Annotated in this window: 14 protein-coding genes; 12 read left to right on the forward strand and 2 right to left on the reverse strand. The window is 71.9% G+C overall.

What is annotated here, in order from left to right; all coding sequences use genetic code 11:
* Positions 1-104: 104 nt before the first annotated feature.
* Complete coding sequence (locus ACFWHU_RS25650) at positions 105-2,849, forward strand: ABC transporter substrate-binding protein (protein ID WP_387227471.1); 2,745 nt, start codon at positions 105-107, stop codon at positions 2,847-2,849.
* 40 nt (positions 2,850-2,889) lie between these two features.
* Here the strand turns inward: ACFWHU_RS25650 and ACFWHU_RS25655 are convergent, their stop codons facing one another.
* Both ACFWHU_RS25655 and ACFWHU_RS25660 read right to left on the reverse strand, forming a co-directional pair.
* On the reverse strand, positions 2,890-3,894 hold the full coding sequence (locus tag ACFWHU_RS25655) for a helix-turn-helix domain-containing protein (RefSeq protein WP_385802795.1): 1,005 nt from the start codon (positions 3,892-3,894) through the stop codon (positions 2,890-2,892).
* A gap of 141 nt (positions 3,895-4,035) precedes the next feature.
* Positions 4,036-7,812, reverse strand: coding sequence for a S8 family serine peptidase (locus tag ACFWHU_RS25660; RefSeq protein WP_387227474.1), 3,777 nt, complete (start codon positions 7,810-7,812; stop codon positions 4,036-4,038).
* 433 nt (positions 7,813-8,245) lie between these two features.
* Between ACFWHU_RS25660 and ACFWHU_RS25665 the strand changes: the two genes are divergently transcribed.
* From ACFWHU_RS25665 to ACFWHU_RS25715, 11 genes are all read left to right on the forward strand, one after another.
* Positions 8,246-9,337, forward strand: a complete 1,092-nt coding sequence (locus ACFWHU_RS25665; RefSeq protein ID WP_385802791.1) for a PP2C family protein-serine/threonine phosphatase — start codon at positions 8,246-8,248, stop codon at positions 9,335-9,337.
* Between the two features lie 93 nt (positions 9,338-9,430).
* Complete coding sequence (locus ACFWHU_RS25670) at positions 9,431-12,478, forward strand: BTAD domain-containing putative transcriptional regulator (RefSeq protein ID WP_387227476.1); 3,048 nt, start codon at positions 9,431-9,433, stop codon at positions 12,476-12,478.
* 186 nt (positions 12,479-12,664) lie between these two features.
* Positions 12,665-12,988, forward strand: coding sequence for a MiAMP1 family antimicrobial peptide (locus ACFWHU_RS25675; RefSeq protein ID WP_385802788.1), 324 nt, complete (start codon positions 12,665-12,667; stop codon positions 12,986-12,988).
* A 236-nt stretch (positions 12,989-13,224) separates the two neighbouring features.
* The gene (locus tag ACFWHU_RS25680; RefSeq protein ID WP_387227480.1) at positions 13,225-16,191 is read left to right on the forward strand and encodes an aminotransferase; all 2,967 of its coding nucleotides are present in this window, start codon (positions 13,225-13,227) and stop codon (positions 16,189-16,191) included.
* Positions 16,192-16,196: 5 nt separating this feature from the next.
* On the forward strand, positions 16,197-17,276 hold the full coding sequence (locus ACFWHU_RS25685) for a LacI family DNA-binding transcriptional regulator (RefSeq protein ID WP_387227482.1): 1,080 nt from the start codon (positions 16,197-16,199) through the stop codon (positions 17,274-17,276).
* 212 nt (positions 17,277-17,488) lie between these two features.
* The gene (locus tag ACFWHU_RS25690) at positions 17,489-19,108 is read left to right on the forward strand and encodes an ABC transporter substrate-binding protein (protein WP_387227484.1); all 1,620 of its coding nucleotides are present in this window, start codon (positions 17,489-17,491) and stop codon (positions 19,106-19,108) included.
* A gap of 5 nt (positions 19,109-19,113) precedes the next feature.
* On the forward strand, positions 19,114-20,079 hold the full coding sequence (locus ACFWHU_RS25695) for an ABC transporter permease (protein ID WP_387227487.1): 966 nt from the start codon (positions 19,114-19,116) through the stop codon (positions 20,077-20,079).
* Positions 20,076-20,990, forward strand: a complete 915-nt coding sequence (locus ACFWHU_RS25700) for an ABC transporter permease (protein ID WP_387227489.1) — start codon at positions 20,076-20,078, stop codon at positions 20,988-20,990. Before ACFWHU_RS25695 ends, ACFWHU_RS25700 begins: the two co-directional genes overlap by 4 nt.
* Complete coding sequence (locus tag ACFWHU_RS25705; RefSeq protein ID WP_387227491.1) at positions 20,987-21,985, forward strand: ABC transporter ATP-binding protein; 999 nt, start codon at positions 20,987-20,989, stop codon at positions 21,983-21,985. Before ACFWHU_RS25700 ends, ACFWHU_RS25705 begins: the two co-directional genes overlap by 4 nt.
* A 122-nt stretch (positions 21,986-22,107) precedes the next feature.
* The gene (locus ACFWHU_RS25710; RefSeq protein WP_387227493.1) at positions 22,108-23,118 is read left to right on the forward strand and encodes an ABC transporter ATP-binding protein; all 1,011 of its coding nucleotides are present in this window, start codon (positions 22,108-22,110) and stop codon (positions 23,116-23,118) included.
* Positions 23,115-24,152: a P1 family peptidase gene (locus ACFWHU_RS25715; protein ID WP_387227495.1), complete on the forward strand. Its 1,038-nt coding sequence runs from the start codon at positions 23,115-23,117 to the stop codon at positions 24,150-24,152. Before ACFWHU_RS25710 ends, ACFWHU_RS25715 begins: the two co-directional genes overlap by 4 nt.
* Positions 24,153-24,185 lie beyond the last annotated feature (33 nt).

Raw genomic sequence — 24,185 nt, forward strand, 5'->3', positions numbered from 1 at the left:
ATACGTGTGCCCCGGTGGGCCTCCCGGACTCGTCCGGGAACCCCTCGACCCGTTCGGCGCGTAGGTACATTGAGACCGCCGATTCCTTGAGCGAGGGGGCTGGGATGCGCGGCACGATCCTGGACGGCCGGTACACACTCACGGAGCGGATCGGCGCGGGTGGCATGGGCGTGGTGTGGCGGGCCACGGACGCGCGGCTCGATCGCCAGGTGGCTGTCAAGCTGCTGAGCCTGCCGCCGGGCACGGCCGGCGCCGAACGGGACCGGCTGCTCGCCATGTTCGGCCGGGAGGCGCGGGCCGCCGCCGCTCTGGACAGCTCGTACATCGTGCCGGTCTTCGACCACGGGGCGGACGGCGAAGTCCCCTACCTCGTCATGGCGTTGCTCTCCGGCCGGACCGTGCGTGAGCTGCTGGCCGGGGGACCGCTGGCGCCGGAGCGGGTCGCGACGCTCGCGGCACAGGTCTGCCGGGCGCTGGCGACCGCCCACCGGGCCGGCATCGTCCACCGCGACATCAAACCGGCGAACGTGATACTCACCGACGAGGGCACGGTGAAGGTGCTCGACTTCGGCATCGCCAAGTTCCTCGACGCGACGGCCGGCAGCCGGCTCACCGTCACCGCCGACTCACCCGTCGGCACCCTGCCCTACATGGCGCCGGAGCGCTTCACACGAGGCGCGGACGACGGCCGTACGGACGTGTACGCGCTCGGCTGCATGGTCTACGAGATGCTCACCGGCACAACGCCGTTCGACTCGGTGTCGGCGCCCGCGCTGATGCACTGCCATGTGTACGAGACACCGCGGAAGCCGTCGGCACGGCGTCCGGGGCTGGCCGTCGAGTGGGACGAGCTGCTGGGGCGGATGCTGGCGAAGCCGGTCGACCGCCGACCGACGGCGGACGAGGCGCGAGCGGCGTTCGAGACACTGGCCCGGCCCGCGCCGCGACTCCCCGCCCCCGCCTCACCTCCGCGGCGACCGGCCATCGGCGCCGTGCCCCGCGATCCCGACGTCATCTCCTACCTCCTCGCTCCGCCTCTCCCGACGCTGTCGGCTCCGGCTCCCCGTGCCTCAGGCCGGTCCACGCGACGCGTCGCGTGGACCGGGGCCTCCGCGGCCGTCGCGGCTCTCGTCGTCGCGTTCCTGGTCGTCCAGGCGTTCGGCGGTGACGGTGACGGGAACGGCGGAAAGAACGGCACGGGCGCGACGGAGGTCGGCACCGTGGCCGAGGTGGCGAAGACCGAGACCCTGACGCTCGGCTCCACCGCCGACTCCAAGGGCCCCGCCCCGGCGGTCCGGGGCGCTCGCGAGGGCGGGACGGTCACCGTCCTCGAACCCGGCGGTATCACCACCCTCGACCCGGGCAACATGTGGTCCGGCTCCGAGAGGCTGATCTCGCGCCTCGTGCACCGCAGCCTGACCGCCTTCAAGACCCAGCCCGACGGTTCCGTCCGTCTCGTCGGGGATCTCGCCGAGGACACCGGCCGGCCGTCGCTGGACGGCCGTGACTGGACATTCACTCTCAAGCCGGACCTGACCTACAACGACGGATCGGCCGTCCGCGCCCAGGACTTCGCGTACGCGATCGAGCGCGCCCTCGACCCCGGCGACTTCGCGATGGGCGACCGCACCCTGCGGAGTTTCCTGCTGGGTCCCGAGGACGCGGAAGGCATCGGCGACGAGCACGAGATGCCGCCGGGCGTCATCGAGACCCCGGACAACCGCACCATCGTCTTCCACCTCGACGGCGCCCACCCCGACTTCAACGTCGTCCTGGCCGGTCCCGGCAGCGCACCCGTCCCGGAGCGGGTGTCCGAGATCTCCGGCACCTCCGTACTCCTGCCGTCGACCGGCCCGTACCAGATCGACTCCTTCACCGGCGCCAAGAACCTCACGCTCACGCGCAACCCGAAGTGGCACGCGGACACGGACCCGGTGCGCACCGCGTACCCCGACCGTTACGAGATCACGGGCTCGCTCACCCTCGACGAGATCAAGTCCCGGATCCGCGCGGCCGGTTCGGACGCTGCCGTGATGACGTTCTCCGGCTCGCAGGACAAGGACGGACTGGGTGCGACGGACGGCGCCGCCGGCAGCGGCACCCATCGGGTGACCTCACCGGCCCCGTTCGTCCACGTGTACTCGGTCGACACCGAACGCGTACCGGAACTGAAGGTCCGCCGGGCCATCGCCACCGCGTACCCGGCGGCCGACGTCCTGGCCGCCAGCGGTGAGGACGGCGTCGCCACGCACCACCTCATGCCGCCGGGCATCCGTGGCTCGCGCGACTTCGACGTGCACGGGGCCGGGGAGCACGGCGACCCCGTCCGTGCCCGCGCACTGCTCGCCGAGGCCGGCGAGACGGGCTACCCGCTCACCCTCGCCTACGCGACGACAGCCGACGAAGCACGGGCGGAGGTGGTACAGCACGCCCTGGGCAAGGCCGGTTTCAAGGTGACGCTGAAGAACGTCGACGTCTCCGACCTCTACGAGAACGTGGGCGAAGGCGCGTACGACCTGGTCCGTCTGCCGATGAACACCGGCGGCCTCCCGCTGGCCTCGACGTATCTGCCGGACTCCTTCGACGGCCGCCACACCTACCCGACCACCTCCAACTTCTCCCGGCTCGACAGCCCGGCGGTCAACTCCGCGATCGACGAGGCCAACGCGACGGCCGACCTGGCGGCGGCGGGGGAGAAGTGGTCCACCGTCGACCGCCGGGTGATGGAACAGGCGGCGGCCATCCCGGTGTACGTGCCGGTACGCACCTTCCTCCACACGTCCGGACTGAAGGGCCTCCAGGTGGATCTGGACGGGCTGTCACCGCTCAACGCGTATGTGACCGAGTGACGGCCCGCTCCACGGCAGGGACGTAACCACCCCGGCCGCGTCACAGCCAGCCGCGCCGGGCCGCCTGCCAGGCCAGCTGCATCCGGGTCGTCGCCCCCGCGAGTTCCATCATGTGCTGGATATGGCGCTGCACCGTGCGCCGGCTCAGCCCCATCTGGCTGGCGATCGCCTTGTCGGCGACGCCCGCCACCAGCAGGGACAGCAGCCGCCTGTCGATGGAGGAGAGCGGGTCCGGGGCGCCGACTCCGTCGGTCCCGGCGACCGCCCCCGAGTCGTCGACGTCCAGCGGGACGGCGTCCTCCCAGTAACGTTCGAACAGGGCGATGAGGGCGGCCAGGAGGTTGCTGTCCCGGACCAGCGCGGCCGTCGGCTCGTCGGGGCTGCCCTGCGGCCCCCCGGGCACCAGCGGGCAGACGGCGATGGCACGGTCGGCCACGGCGAGCCGCAGCGGCAGATGGGGGACGGATCTGGCGATCTCCCCGGCGCGCACGCCCTCCACGACGTTGTCCACCGCGCCCTCGTCGTCGAAGAAGGCCTTCTCGTACAGCACCCGGTAGGTCACGCCCCGGCCCAGTGCGTCGAACTCCGCGTCGTTGCTGCCCGACGGCATGGCCACGTACTGCGCCTTGCAGAACCAGAGCATCTCGTCGCGCGCGCTCGCCTGGATCTGTCGCAGATGCTGGCGCAGGGCCTCACCACCGGTGATGACCTCGATGAGCTGGCCCGCGTCCTGCCGGCGCGCGGTGTCCCGGTAGGTCTCCAGGAGGCTGGTGACTTCGACGCGGGCCCGGTCCAACGCGTCCGAATTGCGTTTCAGCCGGGGGGTGAGCGCCACGTCCGGGGGAGTCGCCCGGTACTGACGCGGCACACCGTCGGTATGGCTGGCCATGCCCTTGGCCGCGAGATCGGTCAGCACGCTCCGGGCCTCCACGACCTCCAGCCCGACGCGCGCGGCGACATCGGCGGCCTTGAGCGGACCGGTCGTTATGAGAAGCCGGTAGACGGCCTCCTCGACTGCCGACACCCCGGCGGCCTCCAGCGCCACTGCGCCCTCCTGAGACCTCGGCCCCCACGCGCTCAAATTCACGCACCCTCGAACGTTGAATACCGTACTGCATCGTGTGCACAGCACACCGGTGGGCGGACGGCTACCACCGTCCGCCCACCGGTGCGCGACGACTCCCCGCTATCCGCGGTGGAGATACGCGCGTTCGACGGTCTGCCGCACACGGTTGCCCGCGGAGTCCTTCGCGGTGACACGCAACGTGACGTACGCGTCGTCCCGTTGCCGCTTCGGTCCGTCGACCTTCGCCGAGAAGGTGTTGGAGCCGCGGCTCCGCACCGTGGCACGCTCCCAGCTGTCGCCGTCGTCGTAACTCGCCTCGACCTCGACGCTCGCACCGCGCGGTGCGGCCAGTCCGTCCTGGGCGCGGACGGTCAGCCCCACGGAGTGGGACCGGCCGGGACCGACCGAGTTGCGCGCGTCGACGGGTACGTCGTAGTCGAGTTGGAGCAGCGGCAGCGCCGCCGTCCCGCTCGCGGCCCCTGAGCGGAACGACCACGACGTCTCGGTCGCCGTCCCGAACGCCCACTCGGGGGAGACCCGCGACGTCGTCAGTTCCAGCCGGTAGTCCGCCGCGCCGGACGGCACGGTGAAGTCCGTCCAGGCGCTGTCGGCCTCGGCGGTCTTCTTTCCGTCGCGGTACAGCACGGCCGCCGCGCTGTCCCCCGGCTGACCGGTCCGCGCGTGACCGGAGGTGCCGATCCCGCCGCCACCGACGAGCAGCCGCGACCAGTGCCCGGCCGTCGAGTCGGTGAACTCCGGGATCCGCAGCGACAGCACGTTCCCCGCGCGGACCGATGGGTTCTCCGTACCGCGCGGAATGGACGGCCGGACCAGGGCCCCCTGCCACACCTCGGACGCGCGCTCACCCGGCCGGTAGGTGCGTGGCGTGTCCCGCATCCCCACGTTCAGCGGCGTGTCGACGTCGAAGGTGGTCTGGTGGTGCACCAGATGCTGCCAGCTGGTGTCGCCCGCACTGACGTACTCGGTGCGTTCGAAGCCGGTCGGCACATGGCGGGTGTACTGGAGCCACGCCGCGTCCTGGTACGGCCGCCGCGCGAAACGCTGTTCGGCCGCCCACGGTGATCCGCCGTTGTCGGCGTACGAGGTGCGCACGACCGCGCTGTTGCGCTCCGACACCGTGTGCACCACACGGTCGGGAATCCGCTGCGAGGACACCTGCATGACGTCGTAGAGGTACGGGCTGCGCGCCGTGCCGGTGAACCGCACCTCCGTGGAGCGCTTGCCGATCCGCTTCAGCAACTCGGCGCCCACCTTCGCGCCGATCCGCACGGTGGGCAGGGCCCGGCGTTCGCCGTCCGGCCGCCAGCGGGTCCAGGCGATGTCGCCGAAGTGGACGAGCATCAGACCACGGGCGCCGGCCGCCGCCGCCTTCTCGGCGAGTTCGCCCTCGTCCTCCCCCTCCTCGTTGGTGACGACCGCGAGCTTGCCGCGCGCCCTGCCGAACTGGGGGGCCTTCGCGTCGCCCGCGTCGACGGCGGTGAGCCGCGCGCCGCGCTCGTCGAACAGGGGCGAGGTGGGCATGTAGTAGGCGTTCAGGTCGAGTTCGGTGCCCGGCACCTCCGTCTCCAGGAGCGGCGCGCTGAGCTGCCAGCGGGAGGCGAACTCGAATGTGCCGTCGGTGACGGCGGGGGTGGGGCTGACGTACAGGCGCTTCGCGAGGTCGAAGTACATGGTGCCCTGGATCAGGCCGTGCCCGTCGATCTTCCGGTACGTCTGGTAGCTGAGGATGCCCTGCTGCTCGGCGGGGCGCGGGGTGCGGATGTCGACCAGCGTCGTACGGCGCGCGTCGAGGGTGACGGGCATGTCCTTGGTGACCTTCACCTCGGGCAGGACGACATGACGCAACTCCTGTCCGTCACCGGCCGTGTCCAGGGTGGAGTAGTCGAGTTGGTAGGTGCCCTCCTCGACCTCGGCCACGGCGGATTCGGGATCGGTGTACCCCACGAATCCGTTGGCGCCCCAGATCGTCGGCAGCGCCTGGACGCGCTTGCCCTCGTGGTCGTACGTCCTGACGGTGAGCTTGTGGGTGGGGCCCTGCACGACCAGGCTCACCGTGGTGTGGACGGCCGGACCGTCCGACGGAGTCGCGGTCACGTAGCCGTAGTAGTCGCCCTGCGCCGCGCGGGCGGGGTCCACGGTGAGCGGCACCTCGGCCGTCGAGCCGGGCCCGACGCGTACCGAGTCGGCGCCCAGGCGCACAGCGCCGGCCGCGGGCTCCCGGCCGCCGGTGGTGGCCAGCTTCAGACCGAGCGAGAGCGTGACCTCGTTCTCCGAGGTGTTGGTGTAGCGCAGCGTTCCGGTACGGGACTCACCCGTACCGGTCTCGAACGGGCCGAGCGCGACGGTGCCGGTGGCGGTCACCGGACCGAGCGCGGCGGCGGCCAGGTCGATACGGCCACCGCCCTGTTCGGTCACCAGCTGGCCGGCGACGGTACGGGCCGTGCTGATCAGCGCGTCCTTGATCCGCGCGGCCGACCACTCTGGGTGGCGCTGGGCGAGCAGAGCCGCGGCTCCCGCCACATGGGGCGTGGCCATCGACGTCCCCGATGCCGCCACATAGCTGTCGTCCACCGGATCGCCCATGGCGGTGCCCGCGGCGCGGGCCGCCACGATCCCGACGCCGGGGGCCGTCACATCGGGCTTGACACCGTCGTCCCCCGCCCGGGGACCACGGCTGGAGAACGGGGCCAGCGAATCGTCCCGGTCCACCGCTCCGACGGTGAGCGCGGCATCCGCGGCGCCGGGGGAGCCGATCGTCCCCGTTCCCGGGCCGCTGTTGCCCGCGGCCACGACGAACAGCGCGTCACTGCTCTCGCTCAACTCGTTCAGCGCGAGGCTCATGGGGTCGCTGCCGTCGCTCGGCGCGTCCGAGCCCAGGCTCATGTTGACGACCTCGGCCCCCTGCGCCGCGGCCCATTCCATCCCGGCGATGACCTGCGACTCGCTGCCGAAACCGTCGTCGCCGAGTACCTTCCCGATCATCAACTCGGCGGCGGGGGCGACTCCTTGACGGGTGCCGCCCGACGCCTGGCCGCTCCCGCCGACGATCGAGGCCACATGCGTACCGTGTCCGAACGCGTCGCCCGTTCCGGAGCTGCCGGAGAAGTCCTCGGCCGAGGCTATCCGGCCCGCCAGGTCGGGGTGGGTCCGATCGGCGCCGGTGTCCAGGACGGCCACCTTGACGCGCTCACCGCGCAGACCGGCCTTCCATACGTCGGGGGCCCCGATCTGGGCGGTGCTGCGGTCCAGGGACGCGCTCACGCGCCCGTCCAGCCACACCCGGGGCGTGGCGGTGACGGCGGCGGCGTTCATCGACGGCCCGGTGGGCGCGAGCCGCTTCCAGAACGCTCCGAGGTCGTCGGAGGAGACACGGACCGACCGGGCGTCGATGCTGTCCAGGCGCCGGCCGGGAGAACCGTCTTCGGCGAGGGCGGTGAGGCGCCGCACGGCGGAGTCCGCGACTCCGTCGGCGCCCGCCACGATCAGCGGGAGTCCGGCGGTATGGGCCTCGTCGTAGCGTTGCGCGACGAGCGCGGTCACGTCGAACAGCTTCTTGTCCAGACGCCCGGCGGAGACCAGCTCTCCGGCGTCGGAGGGCAGGACCGTCAGTCGACCGTCCTCCTCAAGAGTCCGGAAGATGATTCCTTTACGGCCCTTTCCCGGCTCGACCGAGACGACCTGGCCACCCTCGCCACCACCGCTGAGAGTGACCCGGTCGCCGGTGATGAGGCGTACGGAGACACTGCCCGCCGCGGCCCCGCCGCTCGCCGCCGGCTTCTCCCGTACTCCGTTGGTGGTGGCCGACACCGGCGCCACCGCGCCGGCGGCCAGAGTCAGTCCCGCCGATATGGCCGCCACAAGGCGGATCCGTCTCATCTGGTGCCATGCCTTCCGTTGTGCGAGGTGAGGAGTTCACCTGCTGCACAGACTCCTGTGGCGTCGGATGGGTGTCACTGAATTCCGGTGGCACAGGTGGGACATGTCCCAACGGCGACACGCGCCTGCTGAGGCCCTGCCGGGAGCGCCGGGAACGCCGCGTCGCCACGTGGAAGCTCTCGGTCACCCGCGATGTCGTGACCGATGACACCGGTCGAGGCGGGCTGTGGCGGAGAGCGGTACCCACGGCTCCGGAGTTGTTCAATAATGGACGAAAGCTGATAAAACGCTCGCCCGGATCAATACTTTTAAGGGTGGGTGCTCCATTCGATGCCGGTCCCGAAGGAGCCAAGGAGATGAGTCCCCGCGTGAAGGAGTCGGCTCGGGGTCCCCGTACGCCCGGCGACAACCGTCGTGAGGCGTGGAGGTTCCCGTGACCTCCGGGCGCCGCGTGCACACCACGCGCATCGCGGAGATGGTGCCGCACGCGCTGATCGCGACGGTCGTGCTCGTCGACGTACTGGCACAGTCCGCCGTCCTGCTGTCCCTGCTCGCCGCGCCCCCCGCTCTGGCCGCCGCCACGAGCCGACCGCGCGCCGTCGCCTTCGTGGGCGCGCTCGCCATCGTCGTGTGCGCGGGTGTGGTCGTCGCGGACGAAACCCTGGCGCCCGGTCGCGGGATGGTCGCGCTCGGCTCCGTGGCCTTCGTCGCGCTGGTCGCCGGCTACGCCTCGGTCGTGCGCGTCCGGGCGGTGGAGAAGCAGCGCAGGACCATGCGTGAACTCGTGGATGTGCGGGCGGTCGCCGACGTCGCCCAGGCGGCGATTCTCGGTCCGGTGCCCCGGACCAGCGGTCCGATCGAAATGGCGGTCTCCTACACCTCCGCGGCCGTGGGGGCGCGGATCGGCGGGGACCTCTATGAGGCCATCCCCCTGACCGGGGGAGGAATCCGTCTGATCGTCGGAGACGTGCAGGGCAAAGGGCTGACAGCGGTACAGACGGCGGTCACGGTCCTGACGGCCTTCCGCGTCAGGGTGCTGGGGGCCGACAGTCTCCAGGAGGTGGCACGGCACATCGAGAACGCCCTGAGGAGCCGCGAACTCTCCGAGAAGTTCGTCACGGCCGTTCTGGCCGACTGCACGGAGGACGGGACGGTGACCATGCTGAACTTCGGGCATCCGCCACCGCTGGTGCGCCGGGTGGACGGGACCGTCGTGCCGGCGGAGCCCGATGTACCGGGCCCGCCCCTGGGCCTGCCCCGGGTTCTGAGCAAGCACTTTCTCGACGGCTCGGGCACCTGCTCGGTGCGGCTGGGGCCCGGAGACCGGCTGCTGTTCTACACCGACGGCACCACCGAGGCCCGCGACACCGACGGCGCGTTCTTCGAGCTCCCCGAAACCGTTCGCCGTCTCGACCACGACGACCTCGACCATGACCTCGCGGCCCTGCGCGGCGCGCTCGCCGCCCACACCCGGCGGCCGCTGGACGACGACGCCGCGCTCCTCCTGCTCCGCCTCACCGGCTGAGCACCGGGCCGAGCACGTGCCGAGCGCCGGGCCGAGCGCGCCTGCGTAACGCCAAGTAGCGCGGCGATCACTGTACGTTCTACTCTCGCCCCGATGAACGCACAGTACGAGTTCGGGATCCTGGGGCCGCTCGTCGTCACGCGCGACGGACGGCGTGTGAGCCTCGGCGCCGCCCAACCGCGCACGCTCCTCGCCGCGTTGCTCCTCGACGCCGGACGTGTCGTCCCGGTCGACGCGCTCGTGGACCGGTTGTGGGGGGAGTGTCCGCCGCCAGGGGCCAGGAACACCGTGCAGAACTATGTCCTGCGGCTGCGCCGGGCCCTCGGGCCGGAGGTCGTACGGACGGACCGGCGCGGGTACGCGCTCGACGCGGAGGGCGGGCACCGGCTGGACACGCACCGGTTCACCTCCCTCACCCGCGAAGGTGTGGCCGCGCTCGACGCCGACAGGCCCGAGCGGGCGCTGGAACTGCTCGGCGAAGCGCTCGCGCTGTGGCGGGGGGAGCCGCTGGCCGATCTGGAGCCGGAACGGTTCCGGGACGTCGTACCCGTCCTGTGCGAACAGCGGCTGGCCGCCGAGGAGTCCTGGATCGACGCCGCGATCCGTCGCGGGCGGCCCGCGGACGCGCTCCCGGAACTGCGCAGGCTGACCCGGCTCCACCCGTTGCGCGAACGCTTCTGGGCCCAGCGGATGCTCGCGCTGTACCAGTGCGGCCGACAGGGCGAAGCGCTGGCGAGTTTCCGCGAGATCAGCGCGCTGCTCGCCGAGGAACTGGGTGTCGATCCGGGCGTCGAACTCAAGACCCTGCACCAGCGGATGCTCACGGCGGCGCCGGACCTCGCCCCTGCCGTGCCCCGTTCGCCAACAGAACCGGTACAACCGGCAGCACCGGCAGCAGCCGGTCCGGGCCGGGGCGGGAACCTGCCCGCCGAGACCACGTCGTTCATCGGGCGTCAGAAGGAACTCGCCGAGGCGGAACGGCTGTTGGGGCTGTCCCGGCTGGTCACGTTCACCGGCGTGGGCGGGGTCGGCAAGACCCGGCTCGCGCTGCGCACCGCGCGACGGGTGGCATCCGCCTTCCCCGACGGAGCGTGGCTCGTCGATCTCGCGGCGGTCACCGATCCGGCGCTGGTGGAACGGGCCGTCGCCGAGTCGCTGGGGCTGCGCGACCAGTCCACCCGGTCCGCGACCGACGCGGTGGCGGACCACCTGCGCGCGCGCCGTCTGCTGCTCGTACTGGACAACTGCGAGCACCTGGTGGACGCCGCGGCCACCCTTGTGCTGCGGCTGCTGCGGGCCGCGCCGGACCTGCGGGTGCTCGCCACCAGCCGCGAGAGGCTGGGCGTACCGGGCGAACACCTCCTGCTGGTGCCCTGTCTGACGCTCCGTGATGAGCGCGGCGGCGGCGCGTGCGAGGCCGTACGTCTGCTGTACGACCGGGCCGCCGCCTGCGCGGTCGCGCGGCGGACGGGCGAGGGGTACGGCGCGTCCGCGGCAGAGTTGTGCCGGCGTCTGGACGGCATCCCCCTGGCCATCGAACTGGCCGCGGTGCGGCTGGGTTCACTGAGCGTGGAGGAGGTCCTGGAACGGCTGGAGGACCGCTTCCGTCTGCTGACCGCCCCACGCCACCTGGCGCACGCCTCGCCCGGTGCGGCCGGGTGGCCCGCGGCGCCCGGCACATCAGGACCGGGACGTGTGCCCGGAAAGGCGGCGGGCCGGGTGCCGGTGCTCGCTCCCGGCCGCTACCTCCAGACCCTGCGCGGCGTCATGGACTGGAGCCACGGTCTGTGCACGCCGGGAGAACGACTGCTCTGGGCCCGCCTGTCGGTCTTCGTCGGCTGCTTCGACCTCCGGGCCGCGGAAGCCGTCTGCGCGGACGAGGCAAGCCCGCCGGAGTCCCGCGAGGCGGGGGAGAGCATCGCACGGGAGGACGTACTGGATCTGATCGACGCCCTCGTCCACAAGTCCGTGGTGACGGTCGAGCCCGCCGGGTCACCCGGCCGGCCCTGCGGCGCCACCCGCTACCGCCTGCTGGAGACCATCCGCCAGTACGGTACGGACCGCCTTCGGACGGCGGGCAGTTCGACCGGACTGCTCGTCCGGCACTGCGAGTACTACCGGGAACTCACCGCCCGCGCCGCCGCCGAATGGTGCGGGCCCGACGAGGCCGGCTGGCTGGAGCGGCTGCGCCGGGAACTGCCCAACATCCGCTCCGCGCTCGACTTCTGCCGGGTGCGTCCCGGCCTCGCGCCGACCGGCGCGGCCATCGTCGTGGACCTGACGCGGACGCGCTGCTGGTTCTTCGGCAGCACACTCGGCGAGGCCCGCCACTGGATCGACAGCCTCTCTCCGCTGGTCGATCCGGGCCTCGGCGAGCTGACGGTGATGGTGCCGGTCATGAAAGCGTTCGTCGCGATCGTCCAGGGGGACCATTCGGCGGCCGAGGCCCACCTCGCCGAGTGCCGGGCGGTCGCGCCCGAGGCCCCGGGACGACCCGCGCCGGTCGTCTACATCGAGGGCGTGTACGCGCTGCTGGTGCCCGGCGATCCGGCCTCCATCGCTCAACTCGCCCATGCCCGAGGTGAGTTCATCGCGGCCGGACAGGCCGGGGACGCGCACATGGCCACCATGTTCTGGGCGATGGCAGCGGTGTTCCTGGGAGACCGCGCCGAAGCCCGCTTCGCCTGCGACACCTATGTCGCCGAGGCGGAGAACGCGGGAGCCGAGTGGGCACGGAGCTGGGCCCAGTGGTGCACCGGACTGACCGAACTGCTGCACGGAGAGCCGCGCCGAGGGCTCGCGCCGCTGTGCGACGCACTCGTACGGCAGCGTGCCCTCGACGACAACTGGGGCCCGGCCTGGAGCCTGGAGACCCTGGCCTGGACGCTCGGCGCCCTCGGACACCACGACCGGGCGGCCGTCGTCCTCGGGGCGGCACACCGCTACCGCCAGGTGACGGGCGCCAGGATCACCGAACTCGGTCCCTTCGGCGCACTCCACGCCCGTACCCGCGCCGTCGTGCGGGAGCACATGGGGGCCGAGGCATACACCGGCGCGTGGCAGCGGGGTGCGACGGCCGAGGACAGCATCGCCCTGGCGCTCGGGATCGCGCACGAGGTTCACGGGCCGACCGACGTGTGAGCCGCGGAGTGACCGAGACGTGACCGGGACGACAGCGCCGGCCGGAATGGTGAATCGCGAGAACGCCGAGGGCGGCGCCGCCCGCGGCCCAACGCGACACCGCGCAACGTGACATCGCGACGCGACATCGCAGAACGCGGCACCGCGCAACATCCGACGACAGACACGAAACCGAACAGGAACCCCATGCGCAAGCGCCACGCACTTCGTACCGCCGTCAGCGCCACGATGCTGGCCGGAGCCCTCGTCCTCGGCTCGGGCACGGCCATCGCGAGCAGCTTCCTCAGCTGGTCGGGACCGCAGAACACCGGGAGCGCCCGAGAGGTCTTCGCCTGCGGCTGCAACGAGATCGACCCCGGCCACAGGGCGGCCTACCGCTTCACGTACACCGGCCAAACCGCCGCGATGTACAACGAGGAAGGCTGCCGGGGGAAGGTGCACACCACCTTCCGCGGCAGCCAGGAGAGCCGGGGCGCCTTCGGCTGGAAGAGCGTCTTCTTCCACTGCTGAGCGGCGTAACGGCCGAACCGGCCGGGCCATGGGCGGGTGGACCCCGGTCCCGGGGTCCACCCGCCCATGGCGGCGCACACCGGAAGTCACCGGGCGTGCGCCTCCGCCGTTGACATGGGCAATTCCCCTGGCTACATTGCGCCGGAACGATCCGGCACGCATTCCGCGAGACCGGTTCCGGCCCTCGGAGGGGGAGCAGAATGGGGTTCTCGGCCGCGGACTGGCGGGTGCCCGCCATGGTTGCCGTCGATGACGCGGCGGTGGCGGCCGCGTTGTGGGAGCGGTTCGGCGTACGGGGGGCGGCCCGCGATCTCGGCAGCCAGCAGGACCGCAACTACCGGGTACGCACGGAGTCGGGCGGTGACCATGTCCTGAAGGTGGCGAACCCCGTGACCGCCCCCGCCACCCTGCGCGCCCAGGTGACGGCGGCCGAGCATCTCGCCACCGCCGATCCCACTCTCCGGCTGCCCCGAGCGCGGGCCGGCGTCGACGGCGACTTCGTGCAGCGGATCACCGTCGACGGCGTGGCGCTGCACTGCCGGCTCTTCGACTACGTACCCGGCGAGCCGATCATGGACAGCCGCTACCTCGCCCCACGCGTCGTCGCCCGGCTGGGTGAACTCGCCGGACGTACGACCGCTTCCCTGGCCGGCCTCGACATGCCGGACACGGACCGCCCCCGGCTGTGGGACCTGCGCAACGCGGCGGACGTCGTGGAGGCACTGGCCCCGTTCATGACCGACACGGCGCGTGCCGAACGCGTGGTGCGCGAGGCCCGCGCGGCTCACGCGCGGCTGCGATCCCTTGAGGCCGGGCTGCCGGTCCAGGTGATCCACGGCGACCTCACCGACAACAACGTCGTGTGCGAGCCGGGGCCGGACGGGCGGCCCATGCCCGTCGGTGTCATCGACTTCGGCGACCTGGGGCACGGCTGGGCCGTGGCCGAACTCGCCGTCGCCTGCGCGTCCGTCCTGCACCACCACGGCTCCACCCCGGCGTCGGTGCTGCCCGCTGTGCGGGCGTTCCACGCGGTCCGCCCGCCGGCCGGGCCGGAGGTGGACGCGCTGTGGCCGCTGGTCGTCCTGCGGACCGCGGTCCTGGTGGTGAGCGGCCAGTACGACGTCCTCCAGGACCCCGGCAACGAGTACGCGGAAACCGCGCTGGACCGCGAGTGGGCGATGTTCGAGGCGGCCGTCTCGGTCCCCGCCGAGGTGATGGCGGCCCAACTGCGTTCCGCCGTCGGCCACTTCGCGCCGCCCGGTCCGCCGGTGGCCGAGCACCCGCTCCTGCCGGACCTGGCGGGCGGCATTGAGACGCTGGACCTCTCGGTCTCCAGCACCGCTCTCCACGAGGGCCGCTGGCTGGACGCCGGTGCCGAAGACGCCCTGGCCGCAGGGGCGTTGGAGCACAACCGTACGGCCGTACGGACCCGGCACGGCGAGTACCGGCTGACCCGGTCGAGGCCGGGCGAACCGGACGCCGCGACCCTGGCGCTCGGGACCGAGTTGCGTGTCGCGGTCCCGACGGCGCTCCGGGCGCCGTGGGCCGGATCGCTGGTGCGGCACTCCCCGGACGGGGTGACGCTGTACACCGAAGACGGATGGTCCCTGGTGCTGGACGGCATCGACGGCCTCGACGCCATCGAGGGCCTCGATGCGGAGGCGGAGGGGGGCAGCGCCGGTACCGCGCACTCCGCGGGCGGTCACACCGTCCCGGCCGGGGCGCCGCTCGGCACCGTCGTCCCGCATTTCGACGGTGCCGCCGCGCACCTCCAGCTCTCCCGGCTGGCGGACCGGCCCGCTCCGCGCACGGTCCCGCCGGACCTGGCCGACGGCTGGCTGACGGTGTGCCCCGATCCCGCCGCGCTCTTCGAGCCGGTCGTCCCCGGCGTCCCCGCCGCCCGCACCGAATCGGGCCCGGCCGCCGCGAGCCTCCTGGAGCGCCGTGACCGCTCCTTCGCCGCCGTACAGGAGCACTACTTCGACGCTCCGCCACGTGTCGAGCGCGGCTGGCGGGAGCACCTCGTCGACACCGAGGGCCGCTGCTATCTGGACATGCTCAACAACGTGACCATTCTCGGGCACGGCCATCCCGGCCTGAGCGAGGCGGTGCACCAGCAGTGGCAGCGCCTCAACACCAATTCGCGTTTCCACTACGAGTCCGTCGTCAGCCTCTCTGAGCGGCTGGCGGGCCTGCTGCCGGACGGCCTGGACACCGTCTTCCTCGTCAACAGCGGCTCGGAGGCGGTGGATCTGGCGCTGCGCCTGGCCTGGGCGGCCGCCGGACGACAGGACGTCGTCGCGGTGGGGGAGGCGTACCACGGCTGGACTTACGCCTCCGACGCCGTATCGACCTCGATCGCCGACAATCCCGGCGCGCTCGCCTCGCGCCCCGACTGGGTGCACGTGCTGCCCGCGCCGAACTCCTACCGGGGCAGCCATCGCGGTCCGGACGCCGAGCGGTACGGCCCGCTCGCGGCCGACTCGATCAGGGAGCTGGCCCGGTCGGGGCGCCCTCCCGCCGCGTTCATCTGCGAGCCGTACTACGGCAACGCCGGAGGCATGGCCCTGCCCGACGGCTATCTCCGGCAGGTGTACGAGGCGACCCGCGCGGCGGGCGGTCTGTGCGTCGCCGACGAGGTACAGGTCGGATACGGGCGGCTCGGCTCGCACTTCTGGGGCTTCGAGCAGCAGGGCGTCGTACCGGACATCGTCACCGTCGCCAAGGCGATGGGCAACGGGCACCCGCTGGGCGCGGTGATCACCAGCAAGGAGATCGCCGACACCTACCGCTCCCAGGGCTATTTCTTCTCCTCGGCCGGCGGCAGCCCGGTCAGCTCGGTCGTCGGGCTCACCGTGCTCGACGCCCTGCGGGACGAAGGGCTCCAGGAGAACGCCCGGATCGTGGGCGGCCATCTGCGCGACCGGCTTCTTGAGCTCGCCGGCCGGCATCCGCTGATCGGCGCGGTGCACGGGACGGGGCTCTATCTCGGGGTGGAATTCGTCAGGGACCGCCAGACGCTGGAGCCTGCCGCCGAGGAGACCGCTGCGATCTGCGAACGGCTGCGCGAACTGGGCGTCGTCGTACAGCCCACCTCGGACCGGCTGTGTGTCCTGAAGATCAAGCCTCCGCTCTGTCTGACCCGCGAGAGCGCGGACCGGTTCGCCGCCGCGCTCGACGACACCCTGACCCACGGATGGTGAACCGGATGCCCCGTACGACACCGAACACGTCCGGCTCCCCGGACGCGGCCGGCTGGCCCACCGGCTCCAAAGGCCCCGCCGGGCTCCGCCCCGACGACACCCCGCCGCCCACCATCGCCGACGTGGCGCGCGAGGCGGCGGTCTCCAAGACCACCGCGTCGGACGCGCTGCGCGGCCACGGCCGGGTCTCCGGCGCGACCCGTGACGCGGTCGAGGCGGCGGCCCTGCGACTCGGCTACTCGCCCAACAGGAACGCGCGTTCGCTGCGTACGTCGGTGACCGAGACCATCGCACTGCACATCCCGGAATTCCTGACGAGCGCCGAGTACTACATGTCGTTCGTGTTCGGGGTGATCGAACAGGCGACACGGGCCAGCCTCAACGTCACGATGATCTCCTCCGGCCATCTGCCGCACCGCGGGGCGCTGCCCCAGGTGGACGGCCTCGTCCTGTGCGACCCGATGGCCGGGGACCCGGTCGTCGAGGCCCTGATGAACTCGGGGCTGCCGGTGGTGACCGCCGAGCGCTACGTCGGCGACAAGGAGTCCACCGGGGTGGTCTGGTCCGACCACGAGACCACCACGGTCGAACTGCTCGACCACCTCCGGGACGCGGGGGCCGCCCGGCCCGCCTTACTCGCCTCCGACAGCACCGCGGAGTGGGCCGCGACGGTGCTCGAGACCTACCGCCGGTGGTGCGTACGCAACGGGCTGCCCGACACGGTTCACAAGGCGCCCTTCGGCTCGTCCCCCGAGGTGCTGCGGGCGGAGGTGGCCCGGATGCTCGCCGGGTCCCCGGAGACCGACGCCATCGTCTGCGCCGCCGACGGCGCCGCCGTGACCGTGCTTCCCGAGATCCGGGCTGCGGGCCGCACGGTCGGCAAGGACCTGCTCCTCGCCTCGTGCGTCGACAGCACCACCATGCGTCTCTCGGACCCCCCGATCACGGCGATCGATCTGCGACCCCGTGACATGGGCGCGGAATGCGCGCGCCTCCTCTGTGAAATCCTGGCCGGCCGCTCGCCGCGCGGCACGGTCAGGTCCCTTCCGATCAGCCTCAACACCCGCGCTTCGACCGGCCTCTGACGCTCCTGCACCACGGGTCTTTCCGGACGACGAAATACCGTCGCCCGGAAAGACCCGTGCCCGTATTCAGGGGCCTCGGAGAAGCCGGACAACGCATCGGAATAATTCACCTCGATCCATTGACAACCGAATTTCGGACGACGTAGCTTCCCATTCACGCCGGAACGATCCGGCACTTGTCTCGTACAAGGCTCGTACAAGGAGGGAACCACGTGCGAAGAAGTGCGATCATCGCGTGTTCTGTCGTTCTGTCAGCCGCCCTGGTTTCCTGCTCGTCCCCCGCCCCCCAGGGCGAGCAGGACCGGGCGGGCGCCCAGGAGAAGCCGGGCTTCCTCACCGTCGCCGACGACAGCCTCACCGGCCGCGGCACGCTCACCGTCCAACTCGACTACGACTCCGTCGAAGCGGACGGACTGAATCCGCAGACGGCCTCCAGCGCCCGTTCCTGGATGCTCGGCTCGCTCGTCTACGAACCGCTGGTCACCATCGGCCCCGGTTTCGAGATCAAGCCGCTGCTGGCCCGTTCGTGGGAGCAGCCCACTCCCACCACGTACGTCTTCACGCTCCGCGAAGGCGCCACCTTCTCCAACGGCCGCGCCGTCACCGGCGAGGACGCGGCGGGCAGCCTGCGCCGGCTGCTGGACTCCAAGGGCCCGTACGTGGGCCAGCTCGGCCCGGTGAAGTCGGTGAAGGCCACCGCGGCCGACGAGGTGACGGTCGAACTCTCCAAGCCCTACACGCCGTTCCTCGCCGCGCTCGCCAACACCCCGGCCGCGGTCCTGCCGATGAAGGAGATCGAGGACGGCTCCCTCGATCTCACGAAGGAGATGCTCGGCTCCGGACCGTTCACCGTGAAGGAGCACCAGCAGGATCGCAGTTGGATCTTCGCGAAGAACACGGAATACCATGACGCGGACCGGGTCGATGTCCAGGAACTCAGGATCGATATCGTGCCGCAGGAGGCCGCGCGTCTCGCCGCGGTACGCAATGGGACTTCCGGATTCTCCTTCTTCAACAATGTCGATTCCATCGACCAGTTGAGCGGAACGCGGAACGCGAAGGTCGTCAATCAGAACAACAGTGACTTCTACTACCTCATCCAGAACTCCCAGAATCCGAAATCCCCGCTGGCGGACCAGAAGATCCGCTTCGCTCTCAACAGCGCCCTGGACCGGCAGCAGATCGCCGACGTCGCCCTCGGCGGCCAGGCGAAGCCGACCGGTGTCACACCGGTGGTGCTGCCCGGCGCCTGCGACCCGGAGGAACTGCCCGCCGCCCGCGCCGCGGCCGACGCGAAAGCCGCGCTCAAGGCCGCCGGAGCCGACGATCTGACGCTCCGTCTCGCCGTCTACACCTCCGAACCGGCCCTCGGACAGATAGCCCAGGTGATCCAGCAGCAGTACGCCGCGGCCGGCGTCACCGTCAAGATCGAGAAGCTGGACGACTCCACCTACGGCGAGCGGATCTTCGCCCCGAAGGCCGACTTCGACCTGGCGATCGGCTGGTTCGCCGGCTACGTGGACGCCTCCATGGTCTCCCGCTGGTGGAACCCCGTCGTGGCGGGCTTCTCCGCCGGCTTCATCGGCGACGACAAACAACTCGACAAGCTGATCGACAGCGCCTCCGCCCAGCCCGCGGGCGACGCGCGCGAGCAGACCCTGCGGGAGGTGTGCGACCGCGTCGACACCAACGCCGAGATGCTGCCGCTGGTCACCCGCCCGGGAGCCATCGGCCTGCGGACCGACAAGGTCAGCCCGACCCTGTACGCCAACGAGGGCTTCGGCAACATCCTGCGCAACATCACCGACTTCACGCTCCCGGCGGCGAAGTAGTCGCCATGGCCTACCTCCGCTGGGTCCTGGGACGTCTCACGGCCGCCGCGCTCACCATGACCGGCGTCTCCGTCCTCATCTTCGCGGCCGTCCGAGCGATGCCGGGCCGCTACTCCGACCTGGTGCTCGGCCCGCTCGCCACCACCGCCGACAAGGCCGAGGCGGCACGGCGGTTCGGGCTCGGCGGGTCGCTGCCCGAGCAGTACGGACACTGGCTGCTCAACGCCGTCCAGGGCGATTTCGGCATCTCGATGGCCAGCCGGACCCCGGTCAGCGCCGAATTCGCCGCCCGGCTGCCCGTCACACTCACCCTGACCGGCCTCGCCCTCGCCCTCACCGTGCTTGTCGGGATCCCACTCGGCGTGTACACCGGCACCCGCGGCAAGGGCGGGGGCCGCACCGGCCGGCTCCTCGGCAGCCTCGGCCTGAGCGTGCCGGAGTTCGTCCTGGGCAGCCTCGTCGTGTTCCTGTTCACCCGCTACAGCCTCGGGCTCACCGTCGGGGAGTACGTCCCCTGGTCGCAGGACCCCGTCCGGTCGGCACTCTCACTGCTCCTGCCGGCCTGTGTGCTCGCCGTGTTCTGCGTCGCCGCCGTCGCCCGCACCACCCGCGACGCCGTGCTCGGGGTCCTGGTGGAGCCGCACATCGCCGCGGCGGTGGCACGCGGCGCGTCCGTCGCCTTCATCGTGCGCCACCACGTCCTGCGCAACGCGTCGATCCCGGTACTGACCCTGACCGCCACCCTCAGCGCGTATCTGCTCGGCGGCGCGGTCATCGTGGAGCGCCTGTTCAACGCGCCCGGCCTCGGCTCGTTCCTGGTGGACGGACTGGACCGGCGCGACTACGCGGTCGTCCAGACGGGCGTGCTGCTCGCGGCGGCCGTCTTCATCACGACCAATCTGCTGATCGACCTCGTCTGCGGGCTCGTCGATCCCCGGATCAGCGCACTCGCCGGAAAGGCCCGGTCATGACAGGCGACACCACGCACCCGCCCGCGCGGGCCGTGCCACCCGCGGGGCCTCCCCGCTCCCGGCCGGGACGGCTGCGCCGCGTCCTCGCCATGGGCACCTTCGACACGCTCTTCCGGATCGCGGCGTGGACCCTGGTGGTCCTCGTCGCGGCCACACTGCTCAGCCATCTCACCGGCCTCGGCGGGGATCCCGACGCGACCGTCGGCCCGCGTCTGACCCCGCCCGGCGGAAACGGACCGCTGGGCACCGACAGCCTCGGCCGTTCGCTCCTGCCGAGACTCCTCCAAGGCATCGGCACCACCCTCCTGCTCTCCTCGGCTGCCGTACTGCTCGCCGCCGTGATCAGCACCGCCCTGGGAATCGTCGCCGGCTACCGGGGCGGCAGAACGGCCGAACTGATCACCCGGCTCGGCGACGTCCTCTACTCATTCCCCACCATCGTGCTCGCGGTCCTGGTCTCCGCCGTGCTCAGCCCCGGTCAGCCCGCCGCCCTCACCAGCATCGTGCTCGTCACCGTGCCCCTGATGACCCGCATGATCGCCACCGCGGCCCGCACCGTCGCCCGGCGGGACTTCGTCACCGCCGCCCGGATCAGCGGCGTACCCGCCACGACGATCATGTGCCGCCACATCCTGCCCAACGTCGCGGGGACCATCGCCGTCCAGGGCACGTACGCCCTGTCCGTCGGCATCCTCGTCGAAGGCGGGCTGGGCTTCCTCGGCTACGGCGTGCAACTCCCCGACGCCTCCCTCGGCCTGCTGATCCAGGAAGGCAGCCTCTACATGGTCAACGCCCCCTGGCTGATCGTGGCGCCCGGTGTGGTGCTCGTCGCGGCCATCGTCTCGATCAACCTCATCGGCGACAGCATGCGCGACCGGTGGGAACCCAGAGAAGCGAGAGCGCTGAGATGACCCCGCTGGTCCTTATCGACGACATCGTGGCCGAGTACCACACCACGCGGCGCACCGTGCGGGCACTGGACGGCGCCAGCCTCTGCGTCGAGCGCGGCGAACACATCGGCATCGTCGGCGAGAGCGGCTCGGGCAAGACCACACTCGGGCTCCTGCTGGGCCGGCTGCTGCCCACCGCGACACGCTACCCACGCGGCCGCGTCCTGGTAGACGGCCAATCCGTACTGGATCTCCCGGCGGACCGTGTCGCCCGGCTGCGCCGTGAACGGCTCGGCTTCATCCCGCAGGATCCGGTCGGCGCCCTCGACCCGACCCTGCGCATCGGACGCCAACTCGCCCTGGCCCTGCGGGGCACCGGCGCCGCCACCGGCAGGGCCGGACTTCTGGACCGGCTCGACCAGGTTCGGATCCACGAACCCGAACGGGTCCTGCGGCTGTATCCGCACGAGATCTCCGGAGGCATGGCCCAGCGAGTCACCATCGCGATGGCGATGGCCCGCACCCCGGACCTGCTCATCGCGGACGAACCCACCGCCGCGCTGGACGCACAGGTGCGCCAGGACATCCTGCGGCTGCTGTTCTCCCTGGCGGCGGCCAACGGCACCACGGTCCTGTGGCTCAGCCACGACCTGGGCGGGGTCGCCCGCTGGTGCGGGCGGATCGCCGTCATGTACGGAGGGCGCGTGGTGGAGGACGGGCCGGCGTCCGACGTGCTTGGCGCGCCCCGCCACCCCTACACCGCCGCCCTGGCAGCCGCCGATCCCGCCCGCGCGGCGCCGGGCGAACGGCTCCGCGCCATCGGGGGCGTCCCGCCCGCGCTGCTGGGCGAAACGCGGGGCTGCGCGTTCGCCCCACGCTGCGGCGCCGCGACGGACCTCTGCCACGACGACCACCCGGCCCCCGCGCGCGAGGCGCGGCGCGTCGTGCTCTGCCACCACCCGGTGCCGCGGCCCGCCGTGCCGCTGCCGCCCCAGCCGATGGAGACACCACGATGAACGAGGAACGGGCGTACGGGGCGGAGCCGGTACCCGCCCAGGGAACCGGCCACGGCACGGAGCCGGGGACGGGGCAGCGTACTGAGCCGGCTTCAAGCCGCGGGGCCGTACCCGACGGACGTGTGGACCGTACCGAACCGGTGCGCGGCCACGGAGCCGCACACGGCGCGGAGCCGGAGGCGGGGGCCGGACAGCGCACCGAGTCGGCGTCCGGCCGCGGGGGCGCACACGGCGGCGGTGACGATCCCGTACACGGTGTCACCCACGAGGCGGCACACGGAGGGGGCCACGATGCCGCACACGGCGCCAACCGCGAGGCCGCACCACGCGTCACCCACGCCACCCCGCGGACCGCCCAACACGCCGACCCGCACCCACCCCCGGACGTCGTGCTGGAACTTGACGCCGTGTCCGTCGTCTTCGCCTCCGGCGCAGGTCGGCGCCGACGCTCCCTCACCGCCGTGAACCGGGTCAGCTTCAGCATCGCGGCCGGGGAGACCCTCGGCCTGGTGGGTGAGTCCGGCTCGGGCAAGTCCACCACCGGCTCCGTCGCGCTCGGTCTGTTGCGCCCCTCCTCGGGGACCGTACGCTTCCTCGGCTCACCTCACGGCGGCCGGCGGGCGCGGGCCGGCCGGATCCAGGCGGTCCTGCAGAATCCGCACTGGTCGCTCAACCCCCGTATGTCCGTGCTCGACTGCGTGGCCGAACCCCTCACCGCGACCGAGGGAGGACGCCTCCGCGCCCACCACGGGCAGGCGGCGCGACTGCTCGACCAGGTGGGCCTGCCCGCGAGTTACGGCGACCGGCTCCCGCACGAACTCTCCGGCGGACAGCGCCAGCGCGTGGCCATCGCCCGCTCCCTGATCACCCGTCCGCGCTTCATCGTCTTCGACGAGGCGGTCAGCGCCCTCGACGTCTCGGTACAGGCGCAGACCCTCAACCTCATCCACGACCTCCAGTCCCAGCACGGCTTCGGCGCCCTGTTCATCTCGCACGACCTCGCCGCGGTCCGCTACCTCGCCCACCGCATCGCGGTGATGCGCGAGGGAACCGTCGTCGAACTCGCCGACACCGCGCGCTTCTACGCCACGCCCGAACACCCTTACTCACGAACGCTCCTGGAGACACTGTGACCAGCCCCGCCCACTCCACGGCCGCCCAGCACGCACTGGTCCCGGTCCCCGACTTCGGCCCCTCCCGAAGCAACGACGACTACGTACTGCGGCCCGTCACCGATCCCGGAGACCGTGTCGTGGAGTTCGACTTCCCCGGCGTCGAGGTCGGCACGGCCGAGTACGCCGAGGGCCCCACCGGCGCCACCGTCGTCCATGTCCCGGCGGGCGCGCGGATGTCGATCGACGCGCGGGGCGGCGCCATCGGCCTCACCTACGGGGGCGACGACTACGCGCACGCCATCTGCCTGGCGGGCGGGTCCCTGTACGGGCTCGGAGCGGCGCCCGGCGTCGCGGCCGAACTGCTGCGGCGCAAGGAGAACAACGCGGGCTGGGAGCACCTCCAGTGCGTGGCCGGCGCGATCATCTACGACTTCGGTGCCCGCGACAACGCGGTGTTCCCGGACGCCGCGCTCGGCCGGGCCGCGCTGCTCGCCGCACGCCCGGGCCGGTTCCCCGTGGGCCGACGCGGCGCCGGAGCCGCCGCGTCGGTGGGGAAGGTCGACTACGAGCGCTGCGAATTCGCCGGCCAGGGCGCCGCCTTCCGCCAGATCGGCGACGTCAAGATCCTCGCCGCCACCGTGGTCAACGCGGTCGGGGTCGTCGTGGACCGGGACGGCACCGTCGTACGTGGCAACTACGACGCGGCCACGGGCACACGGCGGCTTCCGCAACTCGACTACGCGGACGCGTTCGCCTCGGGCGCTCCCACCACGATGCCCGGCAACACCACCATCTCCGTCGTGGTCACCAACGTCCGCCTCGGCGACCGGGAGCTGGCCTACTTCGGCCGTCAGGTGCACGGCTCCATGCACCGTGGCATCCAGCCCTTCCACACCAATCTCGACGGGGACACCCTCTTCACCCTCACCACCGACGAGGTGGACCTGCCCAAGAATCCCGCACGCACCGGGGCGGACTCCCTGACCTCCGTCGCGCTCGGATCCGTCGCCGCCGAGGTCATGTGGGACGCGATCCTCAGCAGTGTCCGTTGACCCCGACCGGAAGCCTTCCCACAGACAGGTCCG

This window comes from Streptomyces sp. NPDC060366, assembly GCF_042725135.1.
Lineage (GTDB): Bacteria > Actinomycetota > Actinomycetes > Streptomycetales > Streptomycetaceae > Streptomyces.

Bases quoted from the DNA above. Each gene is read 5' to 3' on its own strand.
- ACFWHU_RS25685 (WP_387227482.1), top strand. From the start codon at position 16,197: ATGCCCCGTACGACACCGAACACGTCCGGCTCCCCGGACGCGGCCGGC.
- ACFWHU_RS25650 (WP_387227471.1), top strand. From the start codon at position 105: ATGCGCGGCACGATCCTGGACGGCCGGTACACACTCACGGAGCGGATC.
- ACFWHU_RS25695 (WP_387227487.1), top strand. From the start codon at position 19,114: ATGGCCTACCTCCGCTGGGTCCTGGGACGTCTCACGGCCGCCGCGCTC.
- ACFWHU_RS25675 (WP_385802788.1), top strand. From the start codon at position 12,665: ATGCGCAAGCGCCACGCACTTCGTACCGCCGTCAGCGCCACGATGCTG.
- ACFWHU_RS25680 (WP_387227480.1), top strand. From the start codon at position 13,225: ATGGTTGCCGTCGATGACGCGGCGGTGGCGGCCGCGTTGTGGGAGCGG.
- ACFWHU_RS25660 (WP_387227474.1), bottom strand. From the start codon at position 7,812: ATGAGACGGATCCGCCTTGTGGCGGCCATATCGGCGGGACTGACTCTG.
- ACFWHU_RS25700 (WP_387227489.1), top strand. From the start codon at position 20,076: ATGACAGGCGACACCACGCACCCGCCCGCGCGGGCCGTGCCACCCGCG.
- ACFWHU_RS25670 (WP_387227476.1), top strand. From the start codon at position 9,431: ATGAACGCACAGTACGAGTTCGGGATCCTGGGGCCGCTCGTCGTCACG.
- ACFWHU_RS25705 (WP_387227491.1), top strand. From the start codon at position 20,987: ATGACCCCGCTGGTCCTTATCGACGACATCGTGGCCGAGTACCACACC.